The organism is Symmachiella dynata (assembly GCF_007747995.1).
In the GTDB taxonomy this organism is placed as follows: Bacteria; Planctomycetota; Planctomycetia; order Planctomycetales; family Planctomycetaceae; genus Symmachiella; species Symmachiella dynata.
The window spans coordinates 4764147-4776630 of the sequence record NZ_CP036276.1 but is presented as its reverse complement, the minus strand read 5'-3'; the positions used below and the strand labels follow the sequence as shown (position 1 = coordinate 4776630).

The 12484-nt window shown below is 55.3% G+C and carries 10 protein-coding genes; 2 read left to right on the top strand and 8 right to left on the bottom strand.

The annotated features are described in order from the left end of the window. The 6 genes from lptB to Mal52_RS18110 form a co-directional block, all read right to left on the bottom strand. A complete protein-coding gene (gene lptB / locus Mal52_RS18135; protein ID WP_145377729.1) occupies positions 1-873 on the bottom strand; it encodes an LPS export ABC transporter ATP-binding protein in 873 nt (290 codons plus the stop codon). A 52-nt stretch (positions 874-925) separates the two neighbouring features. Further along, a complete protein-coding gene (lepB, locus tag Mal52_RS18130) occupies positions 926-2944 on the bottom strand; it encodes a signal peptidase I (protein ID WP_197534300.1) in 2019 nt (672 codons plus the stop codon). Between the two features lie 245 nt (positions 2945-3189). Further along, positions 3190-4824 carry a signal peptidase I gene (gene lepB / locus Mal52_RS18125; protein ID WP_145377728.1) on the bottom strand — a complete coding sequence of 545 codons (1635 nt, stop codon included), beginning with the start codon at positions 4822-4824 and terminating at the stop codon, positions 3190-3192. Positions 4825-4980: 156 nt separating this feature from the next. After that, complete coding sequence (gene lepA, locus Mal52_RS18120; RefSeq protein WP_145377727.1) at positions 4981-6783, bottom strand: translation elongation factor 4; 1803 nt, start codon at positions 6781-6783, stop codon at positions 4981-4983. A 170-nt stretch (positions 6784-6953) separates the two neighbouring features. Continuing rightward, a complete protein-coding gene (locus Mal52_RS18115; RefSeq protein ID WP_145377726.1) occupies positions 6954-7955 on the bottom strand; it encodes an ROK family protein in 1002 nt (333 codons plus the stop codon). Between the two features lie 213 nt (positions 7956-8168). Then, positions 8169-8906, bottom strand: coding sequence for an NRDE family protein (locus Mal52_RS18110; protein ID WP_145377725.1), 738 nt, complete (start codon positions 8904-8906; stop codon positions 8169-8171). 494 nt (positions 8907-9400) lie between these two features. Between Mal52_RS18110 and Mal52_RS18105 the strand changes: the two genes are divergently transcribed. Together Mal52_RS18105 and Mal52_RS18100 are read left to right on the top strand one after the other, a co-directional pair. After that, positions 9401-10453: a 3-oxoacyl-ACP synthase III family protein gene (locus Mal52_RS18105; protein WP_145377724.1), complete on the top strand. Its 1053-nt coding sequence runs from the start codon at positions 9401-9403 to the stop codon at positions 10451-10453. Positions 10454-10553: 100 nt separating this feature from the next. Continuing rightward, entirely contained in the window at positions 10554-11354 is an 801-nt protein-coding gene (locus tag Mal52_RS18100) for a sugar phosphate isomerase/epimerase family protein (RefSeq protein ID WP_197534299.1), read from the top strand. 31 nt (positions 11355-11385) lie between these two features. Here Mal52_RS18100 and Mal52_RS18095 read toward each other — a convergent pair whose 3' ends face one another. Both Mal52_RS18095 and Mal52_RS18090 read right to left on the bottom strand, forming a co-directional pair. Continuing rightward, on the bottom strand, positions 11386-11595 hold the full coding sequence (locus Mal52_RS18095; protein ID WP_145377723.1) for a hypothetical protein: 210 nt from the start codon (positions 11593-11595) through the stop codon (positions 11386-11388). A 94-nt stretch (positions 11596-11689) separates the two neighbouring features. Beyond that, positions 11690-12481, bottom strand: coding sequence for a CPBP family intramembrane glutamic endopeptidase (locus Mal52_RS18090; protein ID WP_145377722.1), 792 nt, complete (start codon positions 12479-12481; stop codon positions 11690-11692). Positions 12482-12484: the final 3 nt, after the last annotated feature.

The window sequence follows — 12484 nt, the reverse complement described above, 5'->3', positions numbered from 1 at the left end:
TCAGGCGGCGTTTTTATCCTCGTCGGATGCTTCTTTCTCGGCGGCTTCGTCAGCGGCCGCTGCATTGTCGGCGGTCAGTTTTCTATGGGCCGCTTCTTCGCGGTTGGCTTGTTCTTCTGCCAGCATGGCTTCTTTGCCGCTGATGATCGAATCGGCATCGAAGCGTTTGCCGAAGTACATTTCCTGGGCGGATTCGTTTTTCAAAACGGTTTCGGCGTCGCCCGAGACAAGCACTTGACCGGCGCAGATCACGTAAGCGCGATCGGTAATGGTGAGCGTTTCCCGTTCGCGGTGGTCGGTGAGCAAAATGGCGATACCGGTGTCGCGCAGTTCGCGGATAATGTCTTGGATGCTGTGGATCGTGACTGGGTCGATCCCGGTGAATGGTTCGTCGAGCAGAATGAGCGCCGGTTCACTGGCCAAGCAGCGAGCGATTTCTAAGCGGCGGCGTTCCCCCCCGGAGAGGTGCGATGCGACCGATTTGCGTAGTCGCGTTAACCCAAATTGCTCCAACAGTTCGTCCGTGATTTTGCGGCGTTCACGGCGCTTGACATGCAGCATTTCCAAAATGGCAATGATATTTTGCTCGACCGTCAACTTGACGAAGACGCTCGATTCCTGGGCTAAATAGCCCATGCCGTATTGGGCCCGCTTGTACATCGGCCAGTTAGTCACGTCGACGCCGTCGAGCAGCACCTGACCTTCCGCCGGGGCGATCATGCCGCAGGTCATGCGAAATGTGGTGGTCTTACCGGCACCGTTAGGACCAAGCAAACCAACGATTTCCCCGCGCTCGACGTTCAAGTCGACACCATTGACGACGCGGCGTCCACCGTAAACCTTGGCTAGGCCTTGTGCTTGCAAAATAGACATGAATTCACTCATCCTCCGTGACGTGTGAGATCATCAAATATGAAACCGCCGGCTACTCAATACGCTGCCACCGTTGCCATTGCGGATAGAAGGGGACCGATAAGCTGGGGTACTTGGATTTCTCTAATTCCATCGGCCCGTTGGGCCCCAACGGCTGTACAGGACGATAGTCACCAGGCCCGACTTTAACAGCTTCAGGCTGGTTGTAATACCAAACGGGAATCCCGCGTCCATTGTTCAAAAACGGAATGCCGTGCGGCCAGTAGATGAAAAATGCCTTGCCAATCAATAAATCGCGGGGAACTGCATGATTGTGTCCCGATTGGTCGTTGTCACCAATACGATTGGGGATGCGTCCATTGTCCCACAGTCGGCTGTCTTTGCTGCGGGCACTATTGTCGCCCAGCACAAAGAACTCGTCTTCGCCCAATTTGAATTCATTCGACTGCATGTCCATATAGCCCTGGCTGTACCCTTTGCCTGAGAAAGCGGTTTCCGGGTTGGCCAGAAAGGTACGCAACTCCGATAAACTGGTCGGGGCGTTAAAGTCGACCTGTGCCTGTGTGCCGTTGCCGAGATTATCCTTAGAGCAACTGAGGTAATAGACGTCGCGCGAGATGTTCAAATGAGAGACCGTTAGCGAAGCATCGCGGGCAGCAATGCCCACCGGGGCCAAGTCGCGATTTGTCGGTTTGCGCTGCGACAAGGTGATCGGGGGAACAATTCCGCCCCCTTCACCAAAATCAATCAGGTCTCCGTCGATCCACAGCAGCAACCGATCATCAACGTTTGCGAACTCCACTTCATACGATCCGGCTTTGTTGAGCGGGGTGTTGGCGTCGGTTGCTCCTTTGAGCGGAACGGGATCGAGATTGAAGCTTGTGTCGATGTATTCCAACTCCGCCATGCCGGTGGTGAGATCGATGCGGCAGCGATACCAACGGTCCCCTTCGACCAACTCCAACAGCAGTTCGCCCTGAGGTTGCAACAGGTTCACTTCGCAATTGAGGGTCAAGTCGCCGACCCAGTGCACGCCCCACGTATCAGACGGCGGTTGCGGAAACAGATCACCGGTCGGTGTCTTGCGCTGCGCTTCGCCGAGGGAGATTCCCGAATTGTACGACGAAAAATCTGTGATCAATTGCGGTGGCGGCGGTGGATCGTCAACGCGCTCGCCGTTGATGACACGTCGCCAGTCGTCAGCGAACGGCACGATATGCCGATACCGCAACCATTGCCAATCATCACTCGGATCGGCTTTTGCCGAGAATTGAAAACTGCGGTTTTTGGCGTCTTCCGACCAACCATTTTTGACCACCGACCATTTTTCGTCCACATTGGCAACAGAGGCCCAACGCTCGGGCCAACCCGCATCGAGAAGTTGCTGAGCCGGCTTGTCGTTGTCAAAGACGGGGATCTGTAACTTCTTTTGTTTCTCCGGAGATTTTCGCAGAATCTGAAACTCTTCTGTATCCGATTTGCGAGCGTAGAGGTTCCCCCAATCGATCTTGATCGTTTCCCCCGGCAGTCCAACCAATCGTTTGATGTAGTTGGTTTTGGGTTCTTCGGGGTATTTGAAAACCACGACATCGAAGCGCTCCGGGTCGCCGAATTCATAGGGGAACTTATTGACCAAAATGCGGTCGCCCACGAATGCCTGATTGTCTAAGACATTGTTGGGATAGCGGCAGTTGGGGCAGAGCGCGTAGTTGACAATTTTCGGTGTTTCGCCTGTGGACCAGTCGACGGCGATGATTCCGTTCTCTTCGATTTCGTCGCTGGCACTCACACGGAACAGAGTGTCACATTTTTCGCACGTGACATCCTTGTGCCGGCCATAGAGCGTTTCGGCCATCGAGCCGGTGGGGATGACGAAGGCTTCCGCTTCAAAGGTGCGAAACAAAAATGCCAAGACAAAGGCGATCACGATCGATTCCACCGTCTCGCGAAATCCATCCTGCCGGCGTTTTCCGCCAGCTGGTTGGACGTCCGCATCCTTGGCCGGTTCGACCTTGGGAGGCTGCGACGCTTTGCTCGGTTTTTCAGTGGCTGCTTTTTTACGTGGACCCATGGCTATTTTCGTTCGCTGTTATTGTCGATGCGCGCTTAGGCGGATATTCGATTCGTCGGAGTTGCAGCGGTGTTTTCTCGAACCCAGTCCGTTACCTCAACTCGCACCTTCGGCAACTTGCAAATGTTGGTTGGCAATGACAATTCGGCCTTGTCGACAAAACCTTAACGCAACACGACTCGAGGATCGATCTTGGTCGAGGGTGTCCTGCCGCTGATTTGTCGTAACTTACTACGATGTCACTGTTAGCGAATATAGCGAATCCGAGAGAAATCTGGAATGCTGATCGAGGATCGCCATGTTTTTGACGGCAAGTGGACAAGAAACGGCCGGCCGATAAAATGCCGGCTCGTGAGTTTTCGTGCCGCCGGCTGAGCCAGCCAGACACGGCTATCCTCAGAAATCGGGCTGTTGTCCCCCAACGCAAAATATTCGTCGTCCCCCAATTGGTACGGCAGGAACGCCGCTTCGTTCGATTTTGAGAGGTAGTGCACGTCTCGGAACAGCTTGATGCCGCTCACACGCAAATTGATGCCGGCAGCTCCGAACTGCACCGGTTGCTGCGGCAGGGGACTGGGGGACGATTCAGCGGGATAGGTCCAAGGTTGGCCGATCAGAATACCATCGATTGCCACCAAACATTGCCGGTCCATCAGCGACATTTCCAACTTGGCTGTGCCGGTGAAAAGTGACTGGGGCAGCGGTTGTTCAAAAATTGGGGTTGTTTGCTGTGAGGAGTACAGCTGGATCATTTTCCGGCTGAAATCCAACCGGCAATCCATGATTTCTCGGCCGTCGGACATCCGCACCGTGAATTCGCCAATCCCCCCGCTGAAGGTCAACTGCAACTCCAGCATCAGATCCCGCACCGGGGTTTCGCTTGTTGACGGGTTGTAGCCGTAGCCATCGGTAATCGGAGCGCGATGCGATCGTTCGAACAGCAGGTCCACCGCTTGTTGGAATGCGAAATCTTGACTCAGCCCCGCGAGATGGTCTCGTGCGGCAAGAGGCATGGCGCCGCGGCAGACGAGCTGTTTTTTTGTCGCATCATAAGTCACATTGCTGAAGAAGGGATTAGGCGGGTCAGCTTCAGACGGCCATTGAGCAAGTGGTACCGTCGTCGTTCGCAGACCTCCTTGGCGGATCCAATGTTGATAGTCGATCCAATTCGACGGATCGCTGATGGTCCCCGAGGTCTCTTTGAGACTGATGTCAAAGTCTCCGCCGTCAACCCGCCATGGGCTCTGCTCACTCCGAGCACGCCAGCGTGGGTGCCAGGTGCGATCTGTGGCGGACGGTTGATAATCGTTATCGAATACGGCGATCCGCATCTGGCGTTGCTGGTCGAGTGTTTTGCGTTGGATCTCTCCATTGATGTAGACGTCGCCATCGCGGATTTGGATCGTTTCGCCGGGGAGTCCTACGATGCGTTTGACATAGTTGTCGGTCGGCTGGCCGGGATTACGAAACATGGCGACTTCCCAACGGCGCGGCGGGCGATGATCGAAGAGGTGTTTGTGCACCATCACACGGTCGCCGGCAACGTTTTGCGAATCACCGGAATCGGCCTCCAGCGCGGGGACAGGGATTTCGCGAAAGCCGCAGTTGGGACAGACCGCTTCGCCATCTCCTTGGTCTTGCTCGACACCAAAGGCGAAATGCCAGCGGCATTGAGGGCAGGTGACTTCACGATGCCAACCATAAAATCCCGGCGCCATCGAACCGGTTTCGATCATGTAGGTTTCGACGGCAAACGTTTTACACAGCGAGACGGCTATCCCGAGACAGACGAGAAACTCCACGCACTGTCGCATGGCGCCATAACCACGGCGGCGACGCGGATTGGGCTGCGACTCGACATTATCGGATGTGGAAAGCATGTCGCTGAGTGCCGTTCTCGTCGTCGGGCCGGGTTCCGACTCGAAAATAAAGAGCCGAACCTGCCCTGTGAACTCGGGTGCCACTGGCGGCTTGTCCGCCAGTGCCAATGGCGCGACCGACACACACACACTGCTGGACGAGCCCGCTGCGGCGACTTACTGGTCCTCGCCCGCTTCGAGTACGGAGAGGAAGGCTTTTTGTGGGATTTCGACCTGACCGAATTGCCGCATCCGTTTTTTACCCTCGCGTTGTTTGGCCCACAGTTTACGCTTTCGGGTGATGTCGCCGCCATAGCATTTTGCGGTGACGTTTTTCCGCAATGCCGAAATGGTTTCGCGGGCGATGACTTTCCCACCGATGGCGGCTTGAATGGCAATCTCAAATTGATGTTTTGAGATTTCCTTTTTGAGTCGCTTCACCAAATTGCGCCCACGACGCTCCGCATCAGCGCGGTGCATGATTGTGGAAAGAGCGTCGACACGGTTGCCTTTGACCAGCACATCGACTTTGACCAAATCAGCAGCACGAAAACCGATGACGTCATAGTCCAACGTGCCATAACCGCGGGTCGCCGATTTGAGTTTATCGTGCATGTCGTAAATGACTTCCGCTAACGGAAGTTCATAGATCATCAGCGCGCGATTGGTGCCCAGATATTCGGTGCTGATGTAGGTCCCGCGGCGGTCGGCGGCCAGTTGCATAATCGGGCCGATACCCGTGGTGGGCAGAATGAAATTGACCCGCGCAATCGGCTCGCGGAATTCCTGAATGGAACCGGCATCAGGCACTTCTTGCGGGTTATCAATTTTTTTGGTCTCACCATTGCGGAGCAATAGCTCATAGGTCACGTTCGGTGCGGTTTGGATGAGATCGACATCTGCTTCGCGTTCGAGTCGTTGCTGGATGATCTCCATATGCAGCAGGCCTAAAAACCCGCAGCGAAAACCAAAACCGAGCGCATCGCTCGTTTCGGCCATGTACGAAAAACTGGAGTCATTCAGGCTGAGCTTTTGCAGGGAATCGCGGAGTTTTTCGAAGTCACTGGAATCGGTGGGATAGAGTCCAGCAAAGACCATTTGCTGCGGCAATTGATATCCGGGCAAGGATTTCTCGGCCGGTTGCCGCGCGTCGGTCACGGTGTCGCCGACATGCACTTGCCCGAGGTCCTTGATGCCGGTGAGAATGTAGCCGACCTGTCCCGGTCCCAAACGGTCGCAGACCCGCATCTCCGGTCGGAATTGGCCGATGTCCAACACGTCGTAGGTGGTTCCTTCACGCATGAACTTGATGCGCTGGCCTTTTTCGATTGTCCCTTCCATGATGCGGACGTAAGTCATGACGCCGCGAAACGAGTCGTATTTGCTGTCGAATACCAGCGCCTGCAGCGGAGCGTCGGACTTGCCTTGCGGCGGTGGCACGCGGTTGATGATAGCTTCGAACACCTCGTCCACGCCGATTCCATCGCGAGCGCTGATCATCAGCGCGTCGTCCGGCTCCAGTCCCAAAACCGTTTCGATTTCTTCTAAGACCTCATCGATTCTGGTCACAGGCAGGTCAATTTTGTTGACGACGGGAATGATGGAGAGATCAACTTCGATGGCCGCATAGGCGTTGGCAACGGTCTGGGCCTGAACGCCCTGAAACGCGTCGACTAATAATAGGGCGCCCTCACAGGCAGCGAGTGAGCGGGAAACTTCGTAATGGAAATCGACGTGCCCCGGTGTGTCGATCAAATTCAGTTCATACTCCTGGCCCTCGAACGTATAATTGATCGCCACCGTCCGTGCTTTGACGGTGATTCCACGATCACGTTCGATCGACAGGTCGTCGAGGATCTGTTCTTTAAACTCGCGCTGGGTGATGGCCCCCGATTTGAGTAGCAGTTGATCCGCCAACGTACTCTTACCATGGTCGATGTGCGCGACGATCGAAAAATTGCGGATGAACTGTGTGTCCATGTGCGGTTTTAAACTCTGTCTTACAGACAATTTACGTGATGGAAAAACTTAGTGGCGGTTCGGTGAATATCCGAATCGGTTTCGCCGGGCGACTGCCTGTCCTACGGCTTTCTGGTGCAATCTTTCCGGCACGGCTGTTGGCATGCCCACCAGCATTGAAATGCGCGCGGCTAAGGAAACTTTAACCTCGCGCAGCCGGCGGCACCGATATAGCCCGCGTCTCCGCCCAAACTCGCGTATTCAATTTGCGTCTTTTCGGCCGGGACCGGAAAAGCACGTTTCTTGACTTCATTACGAATTTCCTGCAGAAATCGGCGTCCCAGTTCTGTCTCGTTGCGGCCGAACGTCATGGCGCCGCCGAAGAGGACCATTTCCGGATTGATTGTATGCATTAAGGTCGTTGTACCAACACCCAAATAGCGAGCGGTTTGCATGATCAATTCCTCAGCCAACTCATCTCCTGCGTCGCACATGCGACTGATCAGTAGCGGGGTGAGCTTCTCGCCTTTGTCGAGTTCCGCGGTAATCGACGATTCACGACCGTCATCCAACGCTTCGCGACAGCGTTTGACTACAGATTTGGCACTAGCATAGGCTTCCAACGTGCCATATTGACCTGTGGGGCAGAGCCGGCCGTTGTTCATTTCGATGATGATATGCCCGCATTCGGCTCCGTGGGAATGCGCGCCTTCAACAATTGTGTCGCCAATAATTATGCCGCAACCGATTCCCGTGCCCAGCGTGAAAAACACCAAACTCGTCGCGTCGCGCGCCATACCGCCCCAAAATTCGCCGTAGGCAGCAGCGTTGGCATCGTTTTGCAATGTGGTTGGCAGTCCCAACGCCTCAGACAACTGATCCCGCAACGGTAGATTCGTCCAACCGGGAAGATTGGGCGGATCGAGCAGCAATCCCTTGGGAATATCCATGGTTCCCGGCGTCGCTAATCCGACAGCATGAATCTCGCTGATGTCGAGCTGACTTTGTTCGATGGCCATTCGCGAAGCTTCGCAAATGGTTCGCAGGCCGACTTCAGGTCCAAGTTTGGGTTGGGTGGGCAGACTGACATGCGACAACGAATGCGCCTGGGAGTCAACGACCCCCACTTTGATGTTGGTTCCACCAACATCAACTCCCAAATAAAACGGCCCGTGGCCTGGGTCTGGACGCATGAAAATATACCACCGAAAAGTTGGAAACCGAGCGACGGTAAGAGTTTGCTGGAATGCTTGCCGGCAGAAACGCAGGCAATGGGGAGGGGGCGCACTCTAAATACTGCAGCTGCTCGCGACTGCGGTATTCTCAAATCCTGAGATTAGACCAGGCTCGTAGGCAGGACAGTATATACCGTCGCTGTCCAGGGATTCAATCGCAGGCGGTCGCTGCTAAAGTTGTTGGAACATATTGCTAAAATCGTTGTAGGGAGTCGAAGAGGGGGGGCCGGCGGCATGCAGAAATGTTGACTGATTTGCGGAATCGGCAAGTACGATAATCGAAGACGAAACGGTCCCCCAGTCGCTCCCCGTGCGGCAAATCGCCGGTTCGCTGCCCTCGCCGGTCAGTCCACAGATCTTTTTTGCGGCAGCAATCCAGTCTTCGGCAAGCTGACTGTCGATGCCTTCCAGCAGGAGGCGAACGCGGTGAATGCGGGGGTCGAGCGGGTCGTTGAGGTCGCTATTGGCCATCAAGTGGATGCCCGGCGGTAAGGGGGTGATGCGGAATTTATCACCCGCCTCGATGCTCACCGCCGCATCAGGAGCGGCGAGCAGAAAGTTGCAGCCGGCATAATTGCCCGTTTGCAGTTGCTTCTGAGCGTGAGCGGAGGCCGTGGCGATATCGGGAAATCCCAATAAATCGCGGCATAATAAGCCGCGTGATCGTGGAGTTTTGGGAATTTGCTGCTTTTGGCGGTTGGTGACCGCCACGATCATGTGCTGTTGATTGACACCCAGCCAAGTCCCACCGGCTTGCAAGTCAGTTCCGCCCAGCCAGTTAGATTTTCCTGTCTGCTCGTGGATGATCGCCGGTTCCGAACTCTGGCGGAGGGGGCTCTCTTCGCGGTTGGCGAGGAGAAAAACGGGATGTTGAGGTATGGTTTTGAAGGCGACACCGAGCAAACACATGAGGTTTCTTCCCAGTCCGTACTCAAGAATTTCTCTTGCGGGAAAGATGCGTAATCTGGGGCGGATGAGAGGGCCGGGTCGGTGTCGGTGTGAAACCTCGCTGGTTTCAAGACTTAAAACCAGTTACACTGCCGAGTACAGCTCGTCGACGGATGATTGCTTGCCCTGAATATTGGACCGTCAACTGCGAATAGCAGAGTACGAAAGGCATGGATGCCAGAGAAATCCTCTTGGGCCATTCCATTTCGCGATTTTCCGCGCGGCCGGTTTGTGGTCGCAGCGACTGGTTTTGAATTCATCGAATACGCAATGTGCGCACGCAGATTGCGAACCACTCACAAAAATTGAACGTTCACTAAGACGGAAGTCGTATCGGTGCTCAAACCTGTTTGCGGAATGCAACATTGAGTCTATTGTCAGGATAACTCGCCAACTGTTGTTATATCGATTCCGCAGGTTTTGGAAAACACCCATCGTCTAAGGAAAATTGGTATATGTCTTCACAAAGCTCTCCCGCACCGCAGGCGTCCTCGCCGCGGATCAACCGGTTCAGTCGCCGTACGAATTCGATGCTCGGCGTGCAGGTTGTTTCGTGCGGATCGTACGTTCCCGATCAAATTGTGACCAATGAAGATCTGCGAGAGAGCGCTGGTTTCGATCCGGAGTGGATCGAACAACGGTCGGGGATTTTAGAACGACGGTATCTCCCCAGTAATCTGGCGACCAGCGACATGTGTATCGCGGCCGCCCGCAAGGCGATCCGCCGCGCGGGGGTCGATCCGCAAGATATTGATTTGGTCTTAGTTGGTACTTTTACACCTGACTTTGCTTTTCCCTCAACAGCCTGTCTGGTGCAGGATGCGTTGGGATTGGATGCGGCCGCTGTGGACATGCAGGCAGCGTGTGCGGGTTTCATGTATGCACTCACCACCGCCGCGCAATACGTCGCGACCGGCAACAGCCAGCTCGCCTTGGTCATTGGCGGCGATTGCAATAGCCGGATTGTTGATCCCACCGATCAGCGGACCGCGCCCTTGTTCGGTGACGGTGCGGGAGCGGTATTGCTCGCTCAAGGGGATCCCCATCAAGGGTTGATGTGCTATCAGGTTGGTGCCGATGGCAGCGGCGGGCCAATGTTGAATTGTCCGGCGGGCGGATCACGGCAGCCGATTACTCACGAACAAATCGATAAGAGCGAACATTTCCTAAAAATGGATGGTCGCAACGTATTCAAGTGGGCGGTGCGTGTGGTCACGGATACCATCGAACTGATGCTGGAAAAAACCGGCATGAGCGTGCACGATGTCGACCTGTTTATTTTGCATCAGGCAAATATTCGGATCATCAATTACGCGATGGAACAGTTGGGCATCCCGGACGACAAGGTGTTTGTGAACCTACAAAAATTGGGGAACACCTCAGGCGGGTCGATTCCCATCGCCTTGGACGAAGCGTTCCAAGCGGGCCGTATCAATCGGGGCGACACGATCTTGATGAGCGGTTTCGGCGCCGGTTTGTCCTGGGGCACGGGGTTGTTACGCTGGTAGGTCGAAAGACGGCCCGAATGACCTGCGGCGATGACGGCCAATTGATTTGCGAAAACCCTCACCCCGGCCCTCTCCCAGAGGGAGAGGGAGTCGGTTTTTGGTGGATGCGAATATTGGAAATTGCGGGGGAGCGACAATGTTGAAGCTGGGCATGGTGACGTATTTGTGGGGCAAGGAATGGGACCTGGATACGGTCATCAAGAATTGTGCCGCCACCGGTTTCGCGGGCGTGGAATTGCGATCTACTCACAAGCATGGTGTCGAGGTCGAACTCTCGCCAGCGCAGCGCGCTGAGGTTAAGCAGAAGTTTGATGACTCACCGGTCGAGTTTGTGGGACCGGGATCGGCGTGTGAATATCACGATCCCGACCATGGCATCGTGCAGCGCAACATCGAATTGACGAATGAGTTCGTGAAGCTGTCGGCCGATATCGGTGGGACGGGAGTAAAGGTCCGTCCGAATCGGTTGGTCAAAGGCGAAGACCCTCAAGTAACCATCGCCCGTATCGGCGAAGCATTGCGGGAGTGCGGGAAATTCGCGGCCGATCATGGCCAGGAAATTCGCGTCGAAGTTCACGGTCGCGGGACGAAAGATCCGGCAGTGATCCGTAAGATCATGGATGCAGCCGATCACCCGCAAGTGGTCGTGTGTTGGAACGCCAATCCGGGGGAGACGGTTAACGGTTCGATCAAGATGAACTTTGACCTACTCAAACACAAACTCGGCGGGACGCTCCATATTCACGATTTATTTGACCAGCAGTATCCCTATCAAGAGTTGTTCTCGTTGCTCAAACAACAAGATTACGACGGCTACTGTCTCTCCGAAAGCCCGGCCACGTCCGATCCGCTGAAAGTCATGCGGTATTACAAAGCGCTGTTTGAGCAAATGACCGCTTGAGCAGAATCCGGCCGGAGGCTTGTCGTAAGTGTCATAACCGCGCGGCGATGGACTGCGCCGCTTTTGCGATTTCAGCTTCGATCTCGTGCCGCATCCGCCAATGCAAAAACGCGCGGCGGAGCGGACCGGCAGCCGCGATGCGGGCGGCATATTTCTCCCCCATGCGGTCCCTGATGCTTTGCAGTTTGGCCGCTGCGGAGTTCTCGTCGTTTTGATAGATCTGCAGTTTGGATTCGTCCATCGTTGCGGTTTACCTGGATGAGTATGCAGCGCTGGTTTCGTTTGGGGGAATCGAACGTACTAAGTGAGAAAGGTGCGTTGCGACGCATCCTACGTTAGGTGTGGTCGACTAGGAGGATGCCGACGAGTAGGTCGTAGGCGGCGTGGCAGCCGACGGTGATGCCGAAGCCGCGGAGTAAAAACAGCAAGGCGAAAAAACTGCCGGCCATAGCGCGAAATGAGAAAGTCAGTGCGGAGAACGCATCGCCGTGAGGGCCGACGTAATGCGCCAGCGAAAAGAGGACGCTGGTTACCAAAATCGCCGTTCCGGCCGCCCAGCGCGCCGAGCGAAATAGCACGTAAAACACCGCGTAGCACAGCGGCAGCATCCATAGGCGGAACAAGACTTCTTCGTAAACGCCCGCGCCGACAAAACTAACCACTTTGGATAGGCCCGCGGAGGCCAATGCAGTGGAAGCCGGCAACGTGGATTCGTTGAGTTCCGCAAATGCTAAGCTTTGCAGTTGTCCGATGACCACCAGCATCAACGCAAACAACAGCGACTCAGCGGTCATGCCGAGCAACGTTTCGCGGTTCACCTTCCAGGAATAGCGGCCGCCCAGATGCCAAGCCAATAACAGTCCAATCACAATCGCCGGCAACACGTGAACTTGCACCAGCCCGACTTCCTGCAGTGCGGTGCGCATCCAATGGTCGGCCCCATTGCGGTACGACGCCGGTTCACTGCCACCCAACCAGAGCACGCCGACTTCATACAGACCCAATAGCGGCAGGAGAAAGATCAAACAAGAAAGCGGGCGTCGGGAACTGGTCCAATAGTCATCATCGGTCAGCGCAGCGGGATCTTCCGGGGGAGGCGCGTCGTTGATTGGTTTTGAGCGAAACATGTC